General features: G+C 66.7%; 23 protein-coding genes. 10 read left to right on the forward strand and 13 right to left on the reverse strand.

All coding sequences use genetic code 11. The annotated features are described in order from the left end of the window. The first annotated feature begins 4 nt into the window (after positions 1 to 4). The gene (gene acpS, locus ACWZHB_RS00675; RefSeq protein ID WP_427905991.1) at positions 5 to 433 is read left to right on the forward strand and encodes a holo-ACP synthase AcpS; all 429 of its coding nucleotides are present in this window, start codon (positions 5 to 7) and stop codon (positions 431 to 433) included. Between the two features lie 14 nt (positions 434 to 447). On the opposite strand, the gene ACWZHB_RS00680 is transcribed toward acpS, so the two are convergent. Next, positions 448 to 1,068: a TetR family transcriptional regulator gene (locus tag ACWZHB_RS00680; RefSeq protein WP_427909044.1), complete on the reverse strand. Its 621-nt coding sequence runs from the start codon at positions 1,066 to 1,068 to the stop codon at positions 448 to 450. 320 nt (positions 1,069 to 1,388) lie between these two features. Between ACWZHB_RS00680 and ACWZHB_RS00685 the strand changes: the two genes are divergently transcribed. Continuing rightward, positions 1,389 to 2,609, forward strand: coding sequence for a hypothetical protein (locus tag ACWZHB_RS00685; RefSeq protein ID WP_427905992.1), 1,221 nt, complete (start codon positions 1,389 to 1,391; stop codon positions 2,607 to 2,609). 48 nt (positions 2,610 to 2,657) lie between these two features. On the opposite strand, the gene ACWZHB_RS00690 is transcribed toward ACWZHB_RS00685, so the two are convergent. Together ACWZHB_RS00690 and ACWZHB_RS00695 are read right to left on the reverse strand one after the other, a co-directional pair. Then, positions 2,658 to 3,425, reverse strand: coding sequence for an ABC transporter permease (locus ACWZHB_RS00690; RefSeq protein WP_427905993.1), 768 nt, complete (start codon positions 3,423 to 3,425; stop codon positions 2,658 to 2,660). Next, positions 3,422 to 4,384, reverse strand: coding sequence for an ATP-binding cassette domain-containing protein (locus ACWZHB_RS00695; protein ID WP_427905994.1), 963 nt, complete (start codon positions 4,382 to 4,384; stop codon positions 3,422 to 3,424). The genes ACWZHB_RS00690 and ACWZHB_RS00695 overlap by 4 nt, the downstream gene beginning before the upstream one ends. A gap of 110 nt (positions 4,385 to 4,494) precedes the next feature. On the opposite strand from ACWZHB_RS00695, the gene ACWZHB_RS00700 reads away from it, so the two are divergent. Next, positions 4,495 to 5,217: a TetR/AcrR family transcriptional regulator gene (locus ACWZHB_RS00700; protein ID WP_427905995.1), complete on the forward strand. Its 723-nt coding sequence runs from the start codon at positions 4,495 to 4,497 to the stop codon at positions 5,215 to 5,217. Here the strand turns inward: ACWZHB_RS00700 and bcp are convergent. After that, positions 5,214 to 5,687, reverse strand: a complete 474-nt coding sequence (gene bcp / locus ACWZHB_RS00705; protein WP_427905996.1) for a thioredoxin-dependent thiol peroxidase — start codon at positions 5,685 to 5,687, stop codon at positions 5,214 to 5,216. The two genes, ACWZHB_RS00700 and bcp, sit on opposite strands and share 4 nt — an antisense overlap. A gap of 75 nt (positions 5,688 to 5,762) precedes the next feature. On the opposite strand from bcp, the gene ACWZHB_RS00710 reads away from it, so the two are divergent. Then, positions 5,763 to 5,996, forward strand: a complete 234-nt coding sequence (locus tag ACWZHB_RS00710) for a DUF3618 domain-containing protein (protein ID WP_427905997.1) — start codon at positions 5,763 to 5,765, stop codon at positions 5,994 to 5,996. Positions 5,997 to 6,062: 66 nt separating this feature from the next. Here ACWZHB_RS00710 and ACWZHB_RS00715 read toward each other — a convergent pair whose 3' ends face one another. Together ACWZHB_RS00715 and ACWZHB_RS00720 are read right to left on the reverse strand one after the other, a co-directional pair. Next, positions 6,063 to 6,359 (reverse strand): excalibur calcium-binding domain-containing protein, encoded by a 297-nt coding sequence (locus ACWZHB_RS00715; RefSeq protein ID WP_266298247.1) that lies wholly within the window; start codon positions 6,357 to 6,359, stop codon positions 6,063 to 6,065. A 134-nt stretch (positions 6,360 to 6,493) separates the two neighbouring features. After that, a complete protein-coding gene (locus tag ACWZHB_RS00720) occupies positions 6,494 to 7,471 on the reverse strand; it encodes a pirin family protein (protein WP_427905998.1) in 978 nt (325 codons plus the stop codon). Positions 7,472 to 7,537: 66 nt separating this feature from the next. On the opposite strand from ACWZHB_RS00720, the gene ACWZHB_RS00725 reads away from it, so the two are divergent. Genes ACWZHB_RS00725 through ACWZHB_RS00735 form a run of 3 tightly spaced genes read left to right on the forward strand, consistent with a single transcriptional unit; the run spans position 7,538 to position 8,998 of the window. Next, positions 7,538 to 8,002 (forward strand): MarR family winged helix-turn-helix transcriptional regulator, encoded by a 465-nt coding sequence (locus ACWZHB_RS00725; protein WP_427905999.1) that lies wholly within the window; start codon positions 7,538 to 7,540, stop codon positions 8,000 to 8,002. Between the two features lie 46 nt (positions 8,003 to 8,048). After that, the gene (locus ACWZHB_RS00730) at positions 8,049 to 8,855 is read left to right on the forward strand and encodes an alpha/beta fold hydrolase (protein WP_427906000.1); all 807 of its coding nucleotides are present in this window, start codon (positions 8,049 to 8,051) and stop codon (positions 8,853 to 8,855) included. 17 nt (positions 8,856 to 8,872) lie between these two features. Further along, entirely contained in the window at positions 8,873 to 8,998 is a 126-nt protein-coding gene (locus ACWZHB_RS00735; RefSeq protein ID WP_427906001.1) for an eL43 family ribosomal protein, read from the forward strand. Positions 8,999 to 9,001: 3 nt separating this feature from the next. Here the strand turns inward: ACWZHB_RS00735 and ACWZHB_RS00740 are convergent, their stop codons facing one another. Beyond that, positions 9,002 to 9,895: a LysR family transcriptional regulator ArgP gene (locus tag ACWZHB_RS00740; RefSeq protein WP_427906002.1), complete on the reverse strand. Its 894-nt coding sequence runs from the start codon at positions 9,893 to 9,895 to the stop codon at positions 9,002 to 9,004. 71 nt (positions 9,896 to 9,966) lie between these two features. On the opposite strand from ACWZHB_RS00740, the gene ACWZHB_RS00745 reads away from it, so the two are divergent. Further along, positions 9,967 to 10,587, forward strand: a complete 621-nt coding sequence (locus tag ACWZHB_RS00745; protein ID WP_427906003.1) for a LysE/ArgO family amino acid transporter — start codon at positions 9,967 to 9,969, stop codon at positions 10,585 to 10,587. Positions 10,588 to 10,591: 4 nt separating this feature from the next. Here ACWZHB_RS00745 and ACWZHB_RS00750 read toward each other — a convergent pair whose 3' ends face one another. The 4 genes from ACWZHB_RS00750 to ACWZHB_RS00765 form a co-directional block, all read right to left on the reverse strand. Further along, positions 10,592 to 10,936, reverse strand: coding sequence for a hypothetical protein (locus ACWZHB_RS00750; protein ID WP_427906004.1), 345 nt, complete (start codon positions 10,934 to 10,936; stop codon positions 10,592 to 10,594). 107 nt (positions 10,937 to 11,043) lie between these two features. Beyond that, positions 11,044 to 11,670 (reverse strand): transglycosylase SLT domain-containing protein, encoded by a 627-nt coding sequence (locus ACWZHB_RS00755; RefSeq protein ID WP_427906005.1) that lies wholly within the window; start codon positions 11,668 to 11,670, stop codon positions 11,044 to 11,046. Between the two features lie 645 nt (positions 11,671 to 12,315). Continuing rightward, positions 12,316 to 13,602, reverse strand: a complete 1,287-nt coding sequence (locus tag ACWZHB_RS00760) for a GNAT family N-acetyltransferase (protein WP_427906006.1) — start codon at positions 13,600 to 13,602, stop codon at positions 12,316 to 12,318. 221 nt (positions 13,603 to 13,823) lie between these two features. Continuing rightward, positions 13,824 to 14,570: an SDR family oxidoreductase gene (locus ACWZHB_RS00765; RefSeq protein WP_427906007.1), complete on the reverse strand. Its 747-nt coding sequence runs from the start codon at positions 14,568 to 14,570 to the stop codon at positions 13,824 to 13,826. Between the two features lie 142 nt (positions 14,571 to 14,712). Here ACWZHB_RS00765 and ACWZHB_RS00770 point away from each other — a divergent pair, with 142 nt between their 5' ends. Both ACWZHB_RS00770 and ACWZHB_RS00775 read left to right on the forward strand, forming a co-directional pair. After that, on the forward strand, positions 14,713 to 15,273 hold the full coding sequence (locus ACWZHB_RS00770; protein ID WP_427906008.1) for a TetR/AcrR family transcriptional regulator: 561 nt from the start codon (positions 14,713 to 14,715) through the stop codon (positions 15,271 to 15,273). A gap of 22 nt (positions 15,274 to 15,295) precedes the next feature. Continuing rightward, positions 15,296 to 15,949, forward strand: coding sequence for an NADPH-dependent F420 reductase (locus tag ACWZHB_RS00775; protein WP_427906009.1), 654 nt, complete (start codon positions 15,296 to 15,298; stop codon positions 15,947 to 15,949). A gap of 51 nt (positions 15,950 to 16,000) precedes the next feature. Here the strand turns inward: ACWZHB_RS00775 and ACWZHB_RS00780 are convergent, their stop codons facing one another. Together ACWZHB_RS00780 and ACWZHB_RS00785 are read right to left on the reverse strand one after the other, a co-directional pair. Further along, positions 16,001 to 16,882 (reverse strand): hypothetical protein, encoded by an 882-nt coding sequence (locus ACWZHB_RS00780; protein WP_427906010.1) that lies wholly within the window; start codon positions 16,880 to 16,882, stop codon positions 16,001 to 16,003. Continuing rightward, entirely contained in the window at positions 16,879 to 19,449 is a 2,571-nt protein-coding gene (locus ACWZHB_RS00785; protein WP_427906011.1) for a P-loop domain-containing protein, read from the reverse strand. Before ACWZHB_RS00785 ends, ACWZHB_RS00780 begins: the two co-directional genes overlap by 4 nt. Between the last annotated feature and the right edge of the window lie 321 nt (positions 19,450 to 19,770).

The raw sequence follows: 19,770 nt of genomic DNA on the forward strand, positions 1-19,770 counted from the left end.
CTTTGTGACGATTCTCGGTATCGGCTTGGACTTGGTGACCATCTCCGAGTTCTCCGAACAGCTGCAACGGCCCGGGTCGACCATGCTCAGGGAGACATTCACCGCTGGTGAACGTCGCTACTGCCAGAGCAAGCAAACCGACCCGGCCCGCAGCTTCGCCGCACGCTGGGCCGCGAAGGAGGCGGTGCTCAAAGCCTGGGCATCGTCTCGCTTCGCCCGCAGTCCCCAGATCGGCGACAACCCGTATCCACTGATCGAAGTGGTCAATGACGCCTGGGGCAGGCCAAGCATCAAATTGCACGGCCTCGCCGCGGAATTCCTGCCCCGGGCGCGAGTACACCTGTCGCTGACCCACGACGGTGACACCGCCGCGGCGATGGTGGTGCTGGAAGACCCGGGTGAACTGGCCGATCTGATCGACGGCCGGAACTGAGGAATCGCGAACCGCTACTGCTCTTCGGCGGTTCGCGATTCTTTTTCCGCGACAAGCAAGTACGCCACCATCAGCCGCTTGAGTTCGGCGACGGCGTCGGTGTTCGATTGATCTTCCTGCACCGAGAAGTTCAGCATCGAGTACACGACGTGCACCAGCACCTCGGCCATCATCGTGCGCCGGGCACGCGGCGTGCGCGGTGTCAGCGGCCGCAGCATCTGCGAGACCACCGCGGCGAATTCCTTCTCGTGCAGCGCGCCCGTCGCCCGGGTGGAGGGGGTCGACTGCATCGCCAACCACACCTCGCGCCGCGACGGGTCGGTGGTCCACAGGTTCGCCATGTGGTCGACGAACTGGTTCATATGCCGCAACCAGTCCAGCGAGGGCACTTCACCGTGGAAGTCGGCCAGCTCACGGGAAACCGCAACAAGGTCTTGCCGATTGAGCTCGCAGACGATCACGTACTTGTTGGCGAAGAACTGGTACAGCGTGCCGATCGGCACCTCGGCGCGTTGCGCGACCTCTTCACAGGTGAACGATTCGAATCCCACCTCGGTCAGCAGTTCACGCGAGGAGGCCAGCAGCGCGTCGAATTTGCGCTTGCTGCGCTCCTGGGTCGGCCGCTTGCGCGGCATCAACTCCTGCGGGTCGTCCTGCAACTCCAGCGCAGGGTCCGGACGGCTCTGCGGTGACCGGGCCTGCGCGTGTACTTCCACCCATCCAGGCTAGCGGTATACACACATCCGCGATACGACTCTGTCGACAGCGTGTCAACAACTGGCTCATATCCCGACCCATCCACGCCCTGACCGGTGACGAATCATCAGATAAGTGTGCGTCTATCTGCATGCTTATTCGCGGCTGGACAGCTCACGCCGCACCAGACCTACCGCGAAGAGACGGACCCTGTGCGGTCCCGTCCCGCACCGTTTCGCACAGGGGAAGGGCAAGACTTGTGGCAGCAGGATCTGTGGTAACCCTCGGCGTCAGCACCGAGCGGGGAGCCGTGCACGCGGTGGCGTTCGCGGACTCGGGCGTCACCCTCACGGATCGGATGCTGCTGCGGCGCACCGTCCGTGCCGGTGGCGACGGAAAGGCCGAAATGGCGGCCGCGGTGCACTCCGCGCTGGACGCGATAGCCGCCGAACTCGACGACGAGCACGAGATCGCCGGGGTGGCAGTGAGTTACCGCGACGCGAATGAGCGACGCGCGATCGTCACCCGCCTGGCGGAGACCGAATGGGGTACCGCCTCGCTGGTTTCGGCGAAGTCGGCACACCTGTTCGTGGCCGGTGCGATGACCTGGCTCGACGAATTCGACAATCTGCTGGTCTACGAGGCAGTGCCCGGCCACCAGGCGATGACGCTGATCGACCCGGGTCGCCACCGCGTTCTCGCCGCCTACTCGCAAACCGGCGCGCCGACACCTGATGCCTTGCGCGCGGGGGTGTCGGCGGCGTGGGACCAGTTCGAGGCGGCGTCGGTGAAGCCCGGTGCGGTGGTGCTGATCGGTTCGTCGGCGGACGCGCCCGCCGTGCGCGACGCGGTCGCCGGATTCGGGGTGCCCGTGCTGCCCTGCCGGTTGGCGCCGTTCGCGCCCGCCGCCGGTGCCGCGCTGGTCGCGCTCGGCGACACGGTCGTGGTGCCGATCTCGGTCGGCACCCGGTCCAAGCGGGGGACCGCGATGGTCGCCGCGGCGGCGAGTGTCCTCGCCGGCGGGCTCGTCGCGGGTGGTTCGTATGCGGTGATGAACAGTGGCCCGCCCGCGGTCGACAACACCGCCGTGTCGTCGGAGCCCGGTGTCGCGTCGGCGCCGATGATTCCGCAAGCCCCCCAGACACATGAAGCCGCCTCGGTCGAGACCGGCTCGAGTGGCGGTGTCGGCTCGGGCAGCGGGTTGCAGGTGAGCCCGGCCGAGGAGTCGACCCTCGCGCCGTACGAGACGATGTCGCCGAATCCGCAACTGGTGAACCCGGGTGAGTTCCCCCTCGACTACCCGACCCAGCTGTACGGCGACGCACCACAGGAGGATCCGCTCCCGCTCGAACCCGCTGTGCCCGCGGTTCCGCAGATTCCGGCCGCCGCGCCGACCCTGCCCGGCACCGGTATTCCGCTCGGGATGCAGCCCGCGCAGGCGCCCGTGCCGGACGGCCCGCACACGGCGTCCGCCGACTGATCGGCTGAACAACGAAGGGGCAGCGTACGCGCTGCCCCTTCGTCGTTCTCAGACGCTGGACTGCCGCCGGAACAGCGTCCCCGCCGCGATGTAGCCGACGAGCCCGATGCCCGCACACCACAGCACCGCGAGTATCCAGCTGTTCCCGATCGGCGTGCCCATCAGCAACCCACGCAACGTTTCGATCACCGGGGTCACCGGCTGATTCTCGGCGTACCAGTGCAGCCACGTCGGCATCGACGAAGTCGGCACGAACGCCGAACTCACATACGGCAGGAACATGAACACGAACGTGAAACCGTTGGCCGCCTCCGGACTCCGTGCGACCAAGCCAAGCGCGGCGGCCAACCAGGACAGCGCGAACACGAACATCGCGAGCACGCCGAATACGCCGAGCCAGCGCAGCGGATCGGTGGTCGGCCGGAAACCGAGCACTACCGCCACCCCGATCACGATCGCCGAGGTGATCAGGTTGCGGAGCACGCTCTCGGCGACATGCCCGGTGAGCACCGCGGACCGGGCGATGGCCATGGTGCGGAACCGGTCGATGATGCCCTCGGCCACGTCGATGGACAGCGCGATCGCTGTCGTGGACGAGCCGAAACTCGCACACAGCAGGATGATTCCGGGTACCACGTAGTCGATGTAGGCGCCGGGACCCACGTCCATGGCGCCGCCGAAGACGAACACGAACATCAGCAGGATCATTACCGGCAGCACCACCGTCATGATCATGCTGTCGGGACTGCGCAGGGTGTGGCGGATATTGCGGTCCAGCATCGTGGCCGAATCCTGCAGGGTACGAGTGGCGTTCATGCCGCGACCTCGGTTCGGCCAGGCTGACCGGTCAACGCGAAGAACACGTCGTCGAGGTCAGGAGTATGGACGGTCAACTGCTCGATCGCGATATCGAGCTCGGCGAAACGGTCGAGTAGCCGCTTGATCTCGATGGCGCTGCCGTCGGACGGCACCTGCAAGGTCAGTTGGTCGGGGTCGGGATGGGCGCCCGCGGCCGTGTCGAGCGCACGTGTCGCGGCGGTCAGCAGTCCACGGTCGGTGAAGCGGAACTGGATGTGTCCGCCCGGCACCAGGCGTTTGAGTTCGGCCGGGGTGCCGTCGGCGACGATCCGGCCGCCGTCGAGCACGGCGATCCGGTCGGCGAGCTGATCGGCCTCCTCCAGGTACTGCGTGGTGAGCAGGATCGTGGTCCCCTCGGCCGCCAATTCCCTGATGGCGGACCACAGATCGCGCCTGCTCCGTGGGTCCAGGCCGGTGGTCGGCTCGTCGAGGAAGACCATGCGCGGCTTGCCCATCAGGCTCATCGCGAGGTCGAGCCTGCGCCGCATGCCGCCCGAGTAGGAGGCGACCGGCTTGTCAGCGGCGTCGACGAGGTCGAAACGGGCGAGGAGTTCGTCGCCGCGTCGCCGGGTCTCATCCTTGCCGAGGTGCAGCAGCCTGCCGGTGAGGCGCAGGTTCTCGGTGCCGGTGAGGACGCCGTCGACGGAGGAGTTCTGGCCGGTGACGCCGATCAGCCGCCGGATCGTATCGGGGGCTTTCGCCAGGTCGTGTTCGAAGAGTTCTACGTCGCCGCGATCGGGCTTGGAGAGGGTGGCCAGGATGCGGACCAGGGTGGTCTTGCCCGCGCCATTGGGCCCGAGCAGGGCGAAGACGGTCCCCGCGCGAACGTCCAAGTCGAGGTCGTCCAGGACGACGTGCGCACCGAAGGCTTTGTGCAATCGACGGATCGAGAGGGCGGGCGGTTGGTCGGGTGTCATGAGTTCGCTCCGATCGAGAAACTGTTTATGTAATAAACACAGTTTATAGGCTAAACAGTTCTTGAGCGCAAGAGCCCGCGGGTTACAGTCGACGTGAGCAGAGGAGGCAGATGACGTCCGGCGACAGGGCACTACCGAAAGCGGTCGAGCTGATGTGGGGCCGCGAACAGCCCGGCGGCCGGGGGCCGAAACGGGCGCTCACCCTGGATCAGATCCTCGACGCCGCGACCGAAGTGGCCGATGCGGAGGGTTTCGCGGCGCTGTCGATGAACCGGGTCGCCAAGCAGCTCGGCTTCACGGCCATGTCGCTGTACCGGTACGTCGACAGCAAGAACACGCTGGTCGACCTGCTGATGGATCGCGTGGTCGGCCCGCCCCCCGAGATCGTCGCCGGGACACCGTGGCGGACGGGCCTCGAGCAGTGGGCGCGCGCCGAGTTCGAGCGTCTGGGCCGTCATTCGTGGTGGTTGGACATCCCGCTGAGCAGGCCGCCGATGGGGCCGAACAATATGGCCTGGCTCGAAACCGCGCTGCAGGTGCTCGCGCAGGCGAGCGCGCCGGATCCGGTCAAGCTGCAGCTGGTGCTGAACGTGTCGATGTTCGTGGTCGGTAAGCGGCGCTTCCTCCGGGACCTCCAGGAGGAAGAGGGCGGCGACTTCGCCTCGGTGATGGCCAGGGTGCTCGACCCGCAGCGCTTTCCCTCGGTGTCGGCCGCCCTCTCCAGCGCCGCGTTCGACGATGACGATATCGACTGGGAGATAGCCGATTTCGAATTCGGCCTGGCTCGATTGCTGGACGGTTACGAGGTCTTCATCGCCACGTTCGGCGACTAGACCGACAGATCGCGGCGCAGCTTGGCGACGTGCCCGGTGGCCCGGACGTTGTACTGGGCGACCTCGATCTTGCCCTTTTCGTCGACCACGAACGTCGAGCGGATCACACCGGTCACGGTCTTGCCGTACATCATCTTCTCGCCGAAGGCGCCCCATTCTTTGAGCACCTCGCGCTCGGGGTCCGAGAGCAGCGGGAAGGTCAGGCCCTCGTTGTCGCGGAACTTGGCCAGCTTGGCGGGCTTGTCGGGCGAGATGCCGACGACGTCGAGGCCGGCGCCGCCCAGCTCGGCCAGATTGTCGCGGAAATCGCAGGCCTGCTTGGTGCAGCCGGGCGTGCTGGCGGCGGGGTAGAAATAGACGATCACCTTGCGGCCGCGGTAGTCCGAGAGCGACACGTCGTTGCCGTCGGCGTCGGGCAGCGTGAATTCGGGGGCGGTGTCTCCGGGGGAGAGGCGCTGGTTGTCGGTCACCACCGCACGGTAACCGACCGGTCCGACACGGCGCATGGATAGACTCGGTGACGAGCAGCAGACATTTACCTGGAGGTGACGGTGGCCAAGGACGACACCGACCGGATCGAACGCGAGATCGAGATCGCGCGTACCCGGTTGGCGACCACGCTCGACGAACTGGCGGTGCGCGCGGATCCGCAACGGATCGCGGACGACACCAAGACGATGGTGGTCGCCAAGTTCAACGAGCCGAAGGTCAAATACACGCTGATCGGAGCGGGCGCCCTCGTGGCCGGCCTGGTCCTGATCAAGATCTTCCGCCGCTGAATCAGCTGGCTGGACAATAAAAACACCCGATGTGCCAACGAGTCACATCGGGTGTTTTTTGTGTCGTTACTGCGTGGGGCAGGCCAGGCCGTCGCCGTCGGGGTCCAGGTGCGGCGAGTAGCCCGCCTCACCGCGGAACAGCGGCGCGCGGCCGGCGGCCATCGCGTCGTCGCAGCTGCGGAACGCGCCACCGGCGGAACCGGACTGGACCAGGTTGGCCGAGCCGGTCGCGCCGAGAATGGAGTCGAAGCTCGACGATCCGGTGCCCGCCGAGCCCGCGAACGGGTTGGCGCTGGCGACGGGAGCGGCGATCAGGGCGAGCCCTACGGCGGCAAGGCTGACGGTGAGCCGACGAACGTTCATGAATTCCTCTATGTCTGCTGCGGTTCGGGTGTGGTCACGGCCACGATGTGGCCGGTAGCCCCGTCCACCTTTGTGACGGGGCGACCGATTGTCAACCGCACGCGACCCGAGGATTCGACGCGAGTCGCGGTCGGTTATTCACCCAGCCTGCGTCCGGTCAGGTGTTCGGCCGGGATGGTGCCCATTCGGCCCGCGTTGAAATCCTCCATCGCCTCGATGATTTCCTCGCGAGTGTTCATCACGAACGGCCCGTATTGAATCACCGGTTCGCGCAACGGAGTTCCGCCGAGCAAGAGGACCTCGAGGTCGCCGGTGGAGCTGTGCTGGGTGCGATCGGCGGTCAGCGTGATGGCATCGCCTTTGCCGAAGACCACCAGCTGCCCGGCGCTGATCGGCCTGCGATCGACGCCGACCGTGCCGCTGCCCGACAGCACATAGGCCATCGCGGTGAAGTCCTTGGGCCACGGTGTCGCCAGCTGGGCGCCGGGTACGAGCGAGGCGTGGGCGTAGGCGATCGGGGTGTAGGTGGAACCGGGGCCGGCGAAGCCGGCGAACTCACCGGCGATGAGGCGCACGAGCGCACCACCATCGTGTGAGCTGACCAGCGTCAGTTCGCTCGCACGCAGATCCTGGTAGCGCGGGGTGGCGAACTTGTTCGAGCGCGGCAGGTTGACCCACAGCTGGATTCCGTGGAACGTGCCGCCGGAGATCACCAGCTTCTCCTCGGGCAGTTCGTCGTGCAGCATGCCCGAGCCCGCGGTCATCCACTGTGTATCGCCCTCGCCGATGGTGCCGCCACCACCTTGGGAATCGTGGTGGACCATGGTGCCGTCGAGCATGTACGTCACGGTCTCGAAACCGCGGTGAGGATGCCACGGTGCGCCCTTGGCCTCGTACGGCTCGTAGGCCACCGGGCCCATCTGGTCGAGCAGGATGAACGGGTCGGCCGAGCGCAGGTCGACGCTGGGGAACGGCCGGGTCACCTCGAATCCGGCGCCCTCCTGCTGGCGCGCGGCGATGACGATCTGGCGCACCGGGCGCTGGGTCTCGGTGACATCGGGGCGCGGCAGCCGGGGCAGCACCATGATGTCGTCGACGGTGATAGCTGGCATGGGGTGCCTCCTGGAAGCTGTTCGTTTGGTTTCCATGTCAACCAACTACGGCCTAGAATCATTCCCGTGCCCCGATGGTTGTCCGAAGAAGAGCAGCAGACCTGGCAGTCCTACATTCTCATGCGTCAGCGACTCGACGCCGTGCTGGCCGCCGGGCTGGGCGAACACGGACTGTCGATGCCCGACTACGAGCTGTTGGTCCCGCTGTCGGCGGCGCCCGGCGGATGTCTGCGGGCCAAGGAGCTGGCCGCCGAGGTCTGCTGGGACAAGTCCAGATTGTCCAAACAACTGGCCCGGATGGCGGCGCGTGGACTCGTCGATCGAGTGCCCGCCGAGGATGATGCCCGCGGAATCGTCGTCTCGCTGACCGACGCCGGCCGCCAGGTGCTGCGCGAGGCCGCGCCCGAGCATGTCGAATTGGTGCGGGAGCTGTTCGTCGACCGGATGACAGACGCGGAGAGCGCGGCGCTGCGTTCGCTCGCGGAGAAGGTGATCGTGGCGAGCGAGAGCCGTAGCGCTGCGCCGAGTTGACGATGGTCGCGGTCGGTGCGTGGTTGCCGTCGCGGTAAGTTGAGCTATGCCTCTCGCTGCTCTCAACGGCATCCAGCTCAACTACGACGTCACCGGTTCGGGACCACTTGTCCTGCTCGTGATGGGTAGCGGGAGTCCTGGTCGGGTCTGGCGCACCTATCAGGTGCCCGCCCTGGTCAAGGCGGGGTTCGCCGTTGCCACCGTCGACAATCGGGGGATCGCGCCGTCGTCGGAGTCGGCGGCCGGGATCACCATGGCGCAGCTGGTCGGGGACACCGCCGCGCTGATCGAGCACCTCGGGGCGCCGGCGCATGTGGTCGGTACCTCGATGGGGTCGCGGATCGTCGCCGAACTCGCGCTCGCTCGGCCGGAACTGCTGCGCAAGGCCGTGATGTTCGCCGCCACCGCGCGGCCGAATCCCGTGACGAGCACCCTCAGCAAGGGCGAGCAGGCGTTGTACGACAAGGGGATTCAGTTGCCGCCGGAGTACGCGGCCGCGGTGAAGGCGATGCAGAATCTGTCGCCGCACACCCTGGCCGATCCGGCCAAGGCGCAGGAGTGGCTCGATATCTTCGAATTCACCGCGGGGAAGGGAACTCCCGGGACGCGGGCGCAGGCGGGGATGGATCGGTCGCAGGATCGGCGCGCGGCCTACCGGGCGATCTCGGTGCCCAGTTTGGTGGTCGGGTTCGCCGATGATCAGATGGTGCCGCCGCGGTTCTGTCAGGAGGTCGCCGAGGCGATCCCGACGGCCACCTATGCCGAGATCGAACGGTGTGGGCACTACGGGTATCTAGAGCGACCCGATGAGGTCAATCGCGTACTGATCGAATTCCTTTCCGCTGCTCGCTAATTCACAAGGATCTGCTCATGGGTGACTGGCTGAACTGTCCCGCTTGCGATGACAAGCACATCTACAAGGAGATGAACGGGACGTGGGTGTGTACCAGCTGCGCCAACATGTGGGGTCTGTCCGTGGTCCCGGACCCCGAATAACCGTCAGCGGGTAATCAGAGTTGACGCCGCGGCCGCGGCGATCGCGGTGGCGACGGCGGTGAGGGCGGGGGAGTGCAGCTTCCACTGCTGCCAGTACAGCGGGACGTCGATGTGAGCGTCCCCGTCGATGTTCACCAAAGTGCCTGCGGTGCGGTCTTTCTCGATATGCAGGTCGGGCAGCATGCCCCAGCCGAGGCCGAGTCGTACCGCGTCGACGAACGCGCTCGACGACGGCACGTAGTGACCGGGTGGGTCGACCTGGCGACGAGCGCGGCGGCGTAGCTGACGGAATTGGAGATCGTCCTTGCGATCGAAGTGCACGATGGGGGCGTGGGTGTAGGCGGCCGGGGTCGGGCCGTCCGGAAACCAGGTGCGGACGAATTGTGGTGTCGCAGTGGGGCGGTAGCGCATCGCGCCGAGCGGGGTCACGGTGCAGCCCTGGACCGGTGTCGCGGTCGCGGTGATCGCGGCCGTCACCGTGCCGTCGCGCAGCAACCGGGTGGTGTGTTCCTCGTCCTCGCGATGCAGGTCGAAGGTGATGCCCACGGGCACGCTCGCGAGCGCGGGCATCACCCAGGATTCGAGCGAGTCGGCGTTGACGGCGATCGGGATGCGGATCGGCCGGTCGGCGGGCCGGTCGGCATCGCCGAGTTCGCGCGCGGTGTCGCCCGCGAGCAACTCCACCTGCCGGGCCAGGCGCAGCACGGCGAGCCCGGATTCGGTGGGGCGCACCGGTTTCGAGCGTTGCACCAACACGCGTCCGGCTGATTCCTCCAGCGCCTTGATTCGCTGGCTGACCGCCGACGGGGTGAGGTTGAGGCGGCGTGCGGCCGCGTCGAAGGTGCCCTCGGTGAGGACAGCATTGAGAGCACGCAGTTGGTCCAGTTGGAGGTCCACCTAAGCAACTCTAATGGTTGTGAAGAATCATTAGCTGGACTGAAAATTGACGATCTCTTAGCGTCGATACTGTGACGGCATCATCGGCGGCGCTGGCCGCCCTCTCCGGATTGGGCTTCGGCCTCTCGCTCATCGTGGCCATCGGCGCCCAGAACGCCTTCGTGCTGCGCCAGGGCGTGCGCGGGCAGCATGTGTTGCCGGTGATCGCGGTGTGCGCGGTGTCCGACATCGTGCTGATCGGCGCGGGAGTGGCCGGGTTCGGGAGGGTTGTCGAGTCGTTTCCGGCGGTGCTGACCATTGCCCGGTACGCGGGGGCGGCGTTTCTGATCGGCTACGCGCTGCTGGCGGCTCGCCGCGCACTCGGTTCGTCGGCTTTGATCGCCGAAGCGGCGGGTGCCTCGGTGGCCGTCGGCGCGTCCGTTCTCACCTGTCTCGCGCTGACCTGGCTCAATCCGCACGTGTATCTCGACACGCTGGTCCTGCTCGGGTCCTTCGCCAGCACCTACGCGTCGCCTGACCGCTGGTTCCTGGCCGCGGGTGCCATGCTCGCCAGCGTGCTCTGGTTCGTCGCCCTCGGCTACGGTGCGCGCCGGCTCGGTCCGCTTTTCGCGCGCCCGATCGCCTGGCGGGTCCTGGATTCGCTGATCGCGGTGATCATGCTCGTCCTGGCCGTCGGGCTGTTGCTCGCCTGAGCCGCTAGGACTCCGCTGCCCATGGCTTGACCGGCGGTTTCACCCACAGCAGCTTCTCGTCGGCGTGCGTGCGCACCGCGCCGGAGTGCTCGGGGTTGCGGGCCGCCCAGGCGTCCTTCTGGTCGAGGAGGTCGGCGACCACCTGCCAGGTCTCGCCAGTGCTCGGTGGGTTGGTGTCGGCGGCGCGGGCCAGCTTGCGCAGGGTCGCGGCGGGCAGGGCCAGGAGTTCGGCGCTGCGAATGTCACGTGACCACGCGTAGGCGGCCATGCGGCGGGCCTTGGCGACGCGGCTGGCGGTAGCCGCGTCGGAATGCGCGTGATCGGGTGCCTGATCGGCGCTGTCTGGCACGAGGGCGATTCTACGACGAACGCCCGCGCTTCCGGTCGACACGATAACCGGGGCGCGGGCGTTCGCCCGTCAGGTGGTCTTATGAGGCGCTTTCGCGCCTTGTCCGCTCAGTAGGCGGAGTTGACGTTGTCCATCGAGCCGTAGCGGTTGGCCGCGTAGTTGCAGGCCGCGACGATGTTGGACACCGGGTTCCAGACGTCGAAGGGGGTGCCCTCGACGTGGAAGGACGCGAAGGTGGGGTCGATCACCTGGAGCAGGCCCTTGGAGGGGATGCCCATCGCGGCGTTGGAGTCCCAGAGGTTGATCGCCTGGGGGTTGCCGGTCGACTCGCGCATGATGTTGCGGTGGATGCCCTCGTAGCTGCCGGGGATGCCCTTGGCGGCCATGATGTCGAGCGCCTCACGGATCCAGCCGTCGAGGTTGTTCTCGTAGACCTTCGGCGCGGGGGCGGGTTCCGGCATCGGGGCGGGAACGGCCTCGGGAGCAGGCGCGGGGACGGCTTCCGGCGCGGGGGCCGGTGCCGGGATGGCCTGGATGGCGGGTGCGGCGGCAGCGGGGATGTTCTCCGCCTGCTCGACGACCATGGCGGCACGCTCGGGGACGCTGTCGTCGGCGAACGAGACGGCGGAGGACGCGGCTACGGCGACCAGGCCGACCGCGGCGACCGCCACGGTGAACGCCTCACGGCGCGAGCGACGGCCGATAACGGTGCTGAGCTTGTCTTTGTTGAGCATGTCTTTTCTGTTCCTTCATCTCTGTCTGGCGACGCAGGCCCTGCAAAGGGCGCGATGGATCGCGCAGCGCGCACGGGAGTACACGCCGGTCAGGCGATGCGTTGTTTCTGTCTGTATGGGGAAGGTGCGACACTGTCGGGGGACGAACGCTCGATGGCTGTTCATCGCTGGCGTCGCACGGTGCTCCACAGCTGGCTGCGGGGAGACCACGCGCTGTTCGGTGCTATCGGAGGTTGGATACTTCCGGGCTAACCAAACCGCAGGTCCGTTTGTGACCTGATGACAGAATGGTCACGACTGGTTAACGCAAGGTAAACGGAACTTGAACGGCAAACGCTGCCGATCTTGTTTTCTTGCCGGGCGGTTGCAGAATCGTTATGTACGCAGGAGGTTTAGAACTCCGAACTGCGTGGTCGCCGTCACAAAAAAAGTTTGCCCGAATCGGGTTTTACGAGGGTTTGCGCAGCTCGGGGGAGTCTGAATCGGGTGCTGAGCGTTCGAGCGCTGGCTTGTCCGTGGCAATCCGATAACGAGATCGTGACTGTTGTCCGGCGGGCGGCCCGCAGCGCAACGACCGCATCCCGGCGGTTGTGGTAACTGCCGGGATGCGGTCTGTTCGGGATAGGGCGGAGGGGAGCTGCTCGGTTAGATGCCGAAGGGGGCTGCGTAGCGGACGGTGCCGCTGGGCAGCTGTTCGGAGCCGAGGCTCAGTGCCATCAATGCCTCGTCGGGGACATCGATACTGAGCCGGATGCCGTACTCCGAGGCGCGGGTGAACCCGAACCGCGGGTAGTAGGTCGGATGTCCGAGAACGATCACGAAGTGCTCGCCCGCCTGCTCAGCGGCCTCGAGCGCGGCACGGATGGCAGCGGAGCCCGCCCCGGTCCTGTGGTATTCGGGCAGCACGGCGCACGGTCCCAGGCAGAGCGCCGGGGTGTCGTCGACGTGACAGCGGGTCAGCAATGCGTAACCGACGGGCTCGCCGTCGAGTCCGGCACTGAGGATCGACAAGCTGCCTATCCACGCCGGATCGGCGCGCAGAGCGTCGACGAGGTCGGCCTCCTCGGCGGTGTCGAACGCGGCGAGGTTGATCTTGCGGATCGCGCGATGTCGCCGTCGGTCTCGGCGCGGGTGGTCCAGTTGTTCTGAGTGCTCAAAACAGTTTTCTCCGTTTCGGGTCGATGAGCACCCGCCGCCGGGCAGCGGCAGCAACTCGCGATGCACGGTGGTGTGCCGGCCTTTGCCGTCGCCGGCCCGAACTTCGTTGGTATCCATATGCTCTCGACCGAGCAGGGCGTTGGCGAGCGTGGACTTTCCCGCACCCGACGGGCCGAGCAAGACCGTGGTCCCGGTCACCACCGTCGACAGAAGGTCTAGACCTGTACCTGTCGTGGCGCTGGTGGTGACGATGTCCACGCCGGGTGCCAGCGAGGTGAGCGCGGCCACGGCCGCGTCGAGATCGTCGACGACGTCGGCCTTGGTGAGTACGACGACCGGTTTCGCACCGCTGTCCCAGGCCAGCGCGAGTAGCCGCTCGACCCGGCCCGCGTTCAGCGGTGCCGCGAGCGAGGCAGCGATGGCGACGGTGTCGACGTTGGCAGCCAAGACCTGCTGGTGGGAGGTTCGATCCGACGAGGCCCGGGTGATCGCGCTGCGCCGTGGCAGCAGCGCCACCAGTTCCGGCTCCGGCTCCAGCCGCAGCGCTGCCCAGTCGCCTGTGCACACAGTATGGGCGGGGTCGAGGGAGACCACGGCCGCGCTGGCCGCGCGGACGGGACCCGACGCGGTCAATGTGTCACAGCGGCCGCGGTCGACCCGCACCACGCGAGCCGGAACGAGACCAGCAATCGCGTGCGCTACGAACAGCGCGGCGAACGAGTCGTCCCAACCGAGAGCGGATAGATCGGATGAGGACGGAGAAGATGAATACATAGTGAGACCCTTGGGAAAGGGGCCCCGGCTTGAACGCCGAACCGGCTGCGAGCCGATTGGCTCGCGCCGCTATCGGCGAGGGAAGTCCGTCAGACCGGGGCCCGGGACGTGAGGATGGTCCGGGCGCTGCACAGGGCAGCGGTCTTCACCGCGAACATCAACTCACCTCCCAATCTCTCGCACCACGTCGAACTCGGACGCATGATCTTAACACCGCACCGTCAGCCGCCGAATCCGCCGTCGATGTTCAAGCTGGCGCCCGTGATGTAGGCCGCCTCGGGCCCGGCGAGGAAGGAAACGAAAGCGCCGACCTCCGCCGTGGTCCCGAATCGGTCGACCGCCATCACGCCGAGCATGGCCGACGCGGCAGGCCCATCGGCCGGGTTGGCGTCGGTGTCGACCGGGCCCGGCTGCACGTTGTTGATGGTGATTCCGCGCGGGGCGAGCTCGCGGGCGAGTCCGCGGGTCAGGCTCGACAGTGCGCCCTTGGTCATGGCGTAGATCGACCCGCCGGGGAACGGCATGCGGTCGGCGTTGATGCTGCCGATGTTGATGATCCGCCCGCCTTCGCCCAAGTGTGCCAGCGATTCCCGGATCGCGACGATCGCCGACCGCACGTTGACTGCCAGCATCGCGTCGATCTGAGTCATCGTCAGCTCGGTGATCTCGGTGAAGCTTCCGACGCCGGCGTTGTTGACCAGGATGTCGAGCCCGCCGAACCGGTCGACCGTGTGCGCGACCGCGGACACGACATCCTCTTCGGCCAGGCTGTCCGCGCGGATCGCGTGGGCGACGCCCCCTGTCGCGGCCACGGCGGTGACTACGTCGTGCGCGCTCTCCTTGGCGTTCGCGTAGGTGAATGCCACCCGTGCCCCGTCGGCGGCCAATCGGGCGACGATGCCCGCGCCGACGCCCCTGGATCCGCCTGTCACCAGCGCGGTCTTGCCTTCGAGTGGTCCTGTCGCCATGTGCGTCATCCTTGATTTTCGAGTTATGGAGTGTTCCCTCAAAAATTGCAGACGCGTCTGGACTTTGTCAATTATTGAATGCTCCCTCCATAACTGCTACGGTCGAGAGATGGCCAGGCCGAGGAAGTTCGACGAGCAGACTGTGCTCACTGCCGCGCGATCGAGGTTCTGGCGCGATGGCTACGCCGCCACGTCGGTCCAGGACCTGACGGACGCGACCGGGGTCGGGACGCAGAGCCTGTACGGGGCGTTCGGCAACAAGCACGACTTGTTCGTCCGGATTCTGGAGGACTACTGCGCCCGTCAGTCCGCTGGACTCGAGGGCGCTCTTGCTGCCGACCCGAGCCCATGGCACGCAGTCGCCTCGGCGGTCACCTTCGAGGACGGCGGCCGCCTGGAGCTACCACCGCAAGGCTGCCTGATGGCCAACAGCGCCGCGGCGCTGAGCTCACAAGACGAGCAGGTCAGGGCGATGGCCTGCCAGGCCTATAACGGCACGCTCGAACTGTTCGTTCGGCAGCTCGGTCTGGCTGAGGAGGCGGGTGAAATCGATGCCGACATCGATGCGGAGCAGACTGCCCGCGCACTGATCGCTGTCATGCAGGGAATCGAATTCCTGCACAAGTCAGGCATCGGTGACGACGAGCTACAGCGTGCGAAGAGCGCGGTGCTGCAGATGATCGACCGCGCCTTCGCGCGCTGACACCATTTCCGGGGAAGGCACCGTGACAACTATCGGCATCATCGGCGCAGGCGAGGTCGGGAGCCAGATCGCCCGTGCGGCCATCGCGAACGGCTACGACATCGTCATCGCCAACTCCCGCGGACCCGAGACCCTCCGTGACCTGATCGCCGAACTCGGTCCGTCGGCGCGCGCCGCGGGTGCGGCCGAGGCCGCGGCGGCCGGTGACTTCGTCGTGGTGGCTGTCCCGCTCGAGCTGGTCAACAACATGCCCGTCGACCAGCTCGCGGGAAAGATCGTCCTCGACACGAACAACTACATGGCGTGGCGCGACGGCCGGTTCCCGGCGGTCGAATCAGGCGCGAAGACGGTGCACGAGCTGCGCCAGGATCACCTGCCGACGTCCAAGGTGGTCAAGGCTTTCACGCATATCCAGGCGCCGCGCATCACCACAGCGGGTCGACCTGCGGGGACTCCGGGGCGGCTGGCGTTGTCGGCGTCGAGTGACTTTCCCGAGGCGGTGGATCTCGTGACACGGCTGTACGACCAATTCGGCTTCGACACCGTCGACAACAGCCCGCTCGGCGAATCCTGGCGTAGCGGTCCTGGCCAGCCCGCGTGGGTCGCGCACGAGTCCCAGACGCGTGCGGAACTGATTGCCAATCTCGCCGCCGCGCGACGAAATATCTTGGCCTGAAGGCTGATTCGGCAAGAAGCCGCCGACGGCAAGTGGTGCGGAGGGCCTGATCTACGAGGCATCAAGTCTTGTTACGGCGTCGAGCTCGGCGACGACAGCCGCGGTGGCCTCGGGTGCTATCTCGATCAGGTGCCTGATCGGAACGTGCCAGTCGGTGATCCGCAAGGCCCGTGCCACCGCATGCGTGCGGCGACGCGAATCCTGAGTCGCCGTTGCCGCGAGGAGAGCTTGGGCATGCTCGTCAGGGGTGGCGAGGATATCGATGGATTCGGCGATGGATTCTGCTCGGTCGACGTCGCCGATCTTGGCTGCGGCTTCCGCCACCGACACCAGAATCCGCGCCTGTGTGTAGCGGTTGCTGATGGAGTGGGCGAGGGCCTCGGCTCGCCCGATCAACGCGCTGACTCGATCGGCATCACCGGTCATGGCGAGGGACTCCGCCACCGACACCAGCGCGCTCGCTTGCTGGTGGGCGTCGGTAATGGCGTTGGCGACAACCTCGGCCCGTCCGATGAAGTCGCGTGCGCGGTCGACATCACCGATGCTGGCTACGGCATCAGCCACCAACCCCAGGACGCGCACAGCTCTCGCTTGCTCGAGGTTGTTGCGAATGGCGCTGCTGGTGTGAACGGCGTGGGCGATCGTTTCGGCACGTGCGATCAACGCGTCTGCTCGATCGACATCGCCGGCCGTAGCTACCGCGTCAGCCATCGACACCAGAACGCGCGCCTGCTGCTCGGTGTCGGACAGGGAGTCGGCGAGAGTTCCGGCGCCGTCGAGGTCGCCGGTCTCGGCGGCGGTTCGGGCGCGGTCGAAGTCGAGGGTCCTAGCTGCTACCCGGACAGATGACTCCAGACTCCTCGCCCGTTGGTAGCGGTTTTGCTGTGCGGACAGCGTAAGGGTGCGGGCGATGTCCGCAGCGCGCGCGATCAACGCTTCCGCTCGGTCGAATTCACCGGCCTTCCAACGATTTCACCCACCGACTTCAGTGCCGTCGCCTGCGTGTAGAGATCGGCGATGGACTCGGCGACGGCCGTAGCTCGGTCGAATTCGCCGGTCTTCGCGATGGCGATGGCCACCCAAGACAAGGCCTGTTTCTTTTCGTCATGGCTGGTGATCGTGCGGCTCATGGCATCGGCGCGGGCGATCAGCGCGCGTGCTCCATCGCGATCACCAGCATCGATCGCGGCGGCGGCCACCGAAGTCAAGGTATGTACGGTGCGTTCCTGCCGGGACGGGTCGGGGATCGAGCGGGCGATGGCTTCGGCGCGCGTGATCAGTGCGGCTGCGCGATCGAAATCGCCGGCCCTCGTGGCGGTTTCAGCCACCGACGCCAATGCCCATACCTTGTGTCTGACCACGCCGATGGAGTTGGCGATCGACTCGGCGCGGGCGAAGTCGCCGACCCTGGCAGCACCGTCAGCCACCGACACCAGCACCCGCGCCTGCTGGCCGAGCATCAGCCAGGAGTCGGCGGGGATCGAGTGGGCGATCATGTGGGCGCGCGTGATCAGGGCGGCCGCGCGATCGAAATCGCCGGCTTTCGCTGCGGTTTCCGCTACCGACACCAGCACCCACGCCCGCAGTTCGAGCTTGGTCAGGGAATCGGCGATGGTCTCGGCGCGTGTGATCAATGTCGCCGCCCGGCGGAGGTCACCTGCCCTGGCTACTGCTCCGGCCGCCGACGCCAGTCCCTTCGCTTGCCAATAGTCGTAGTCGATGGAGTCGGCGATGGTTTGGGCGCGGTCAGCGTCACCTGCCTCAACCGCGGCTTCGACCAGCAACACCAGCGCCCGTGCCCGGCGCTCGGGGTCGGTGATGGCGTTGGCGACGGCCTCAGCCTGCTCGGGATCACCGGCTTTCGCGGTGGCGACGGCCACCGACACCAGAGTCGACGCGTGTGCATAGCGGTCAGTGATGGAACGGGCGATGGTTTCGGCGCGCACAATCGAGGCGGCCGCTCGGTCGAGGTCACCGGCCTTGACCGCGGCCTCAGCTACCGACGTCAGCGCGTACGCCTGCTCCCTTGGCTGGGTAATGGAGTCGGCGATGGTCTCGGCGCGCGCGATCAGGGTGGACGCGCGATCGATGCCGCCGGCGGCTGCTATGACCCCGGCCACCACTGCCAGCGCCGACGCCCGATACTCGGGGTCGGTGATGGAGTCGGCGATGGTTTCGGCGCGGTCGAGGTCACCGTATTCGGCGGTCGCTTCGGCTACCGACGCCAGCGACCGGGGGTCTTGATTCTTCGTCTGCTGGTCGGTTTGGGAACGGGCGATGGCCTCGGCCCGGTCGACCTGCCCCAAAAGTGCCCATACGACGGGAAATCCGGGCGCAGTCGTGCTGTTCTGGTCGCGGAGATGAGTGCGGTGGATGGCCAGACGCACCATCGCGATCAGCTCGGGGTCCTGCTGAGCAGCGACGGAATCCTGGCTCGTGAGGATCTCGGTGAACGCTGCGGCGTCACCGCCGGACAGCTCGAGCAGGCGCTGTCGGCGTGCGAGATCGGTACCGCACATGACCATTCGGGCCACATCGTCGGTCGTTTGCAGCATGGTGAAATAGCGACGCAGCAGAAATTCCGGTGTGGATGGTGGCCAGTGTTCGTCGCGGTAGCTCTGCGCCCACTCGTGCAGTCGGTCGCGGCTCGCGGCCATCAGCTGGGTACCGAGGCGTCGTTGGGCGATCTCGACCAGGGTCTCGTGGGCGAGTGTGTACACCGGATCGGCAGGGTTGTCGCCGTCCGTGGCGGTGACGGCCCGGAAACCCCACCCGGTCATGTCGTCGAGCAGCGGGTGGATCTCGGACGGTGCCAGGTCGGTGAGTTCTTCGAGTTCGCCGATGGTGAGACCGTTGGCCGCGGTGATCAGTGCGAGCAGCGCGCGGTGGCGGGCGGGCCCGTTCAGCAGGCTTTCGAGTTCGGTGACGGCCAGTTCGCGGATGTCGGCGGCGAACGCGGAGTCGGGGAGCTGGTAGCGCGAAGCGGCGGCCAGTGGGTGGTCGTGGGTGATGGGCAGGCGTGCTCCGCGCCGACTCGAGATGATGACGCGGAGGTTGCCGCAGACCTGTGTGGGCAGCAGGCTGATGATCGGCGGGTGTCCGCGGTCCTCGTCGAGGCCATCGACCACCAGCACCAGCTGTCGTCCGGCGGCGGCTTCGCGGTCGGCGGCGACGGTGAGCAGTTCGGCGCGCAGGCCGTCGCGGTGGACCGCCGCGGTGAGAATCTGATCCCGGCGGTCGGGTAGCAAGATGGCGAGCTGGTCGAGGACCGCGGTGGTGAAGGCGGTGTGGTCACGCTGGGCTGAGAGCCGATTGGTGACGAAGAACCCGATCACGGTGAGATCCGGTGGCGGGTTCAGCACGAACGTCGACAGCAACGCAGTCTTGCCCGCCCACGGTGCGCCCTGAACCCACAGGTATGGCTGGTCGCCGCGGCAGAATTCGGCCAGCATCGCCAGCTCGCCGTCACGGCGTGGTTCGTCGTCCTCCGGCGTGGTCACCAGCGGCCGGCCGTGATTGTCGCTGTCAGTGCGGGATTCACGGCGAATGGCAGCGACTCGTGAATCGATCCGGCGTGCACAGAGGCAATATAGCTGGATGCGTGCTGGACCGCGCCACAACGATACGGCTGCAGTGGATCTCGATCCCGGTGGCTATTTCTTGGCGGCGGCCCGGTTCGACAGGGAAACGAAGGAAGCCCCTGACCGTTGGACCTGGTCAAGGGCTTCCTGTTGTGCGCCATCAGGGACTTGAACCCCGAACCCGCTGATTAAGAGTCATGCGGAATAGCGCTATCCAGGCATTTCAGAGAAATTCGCCGC

This window comes from Nocardia sp. FBN12 (assembly GCF_054031145.1).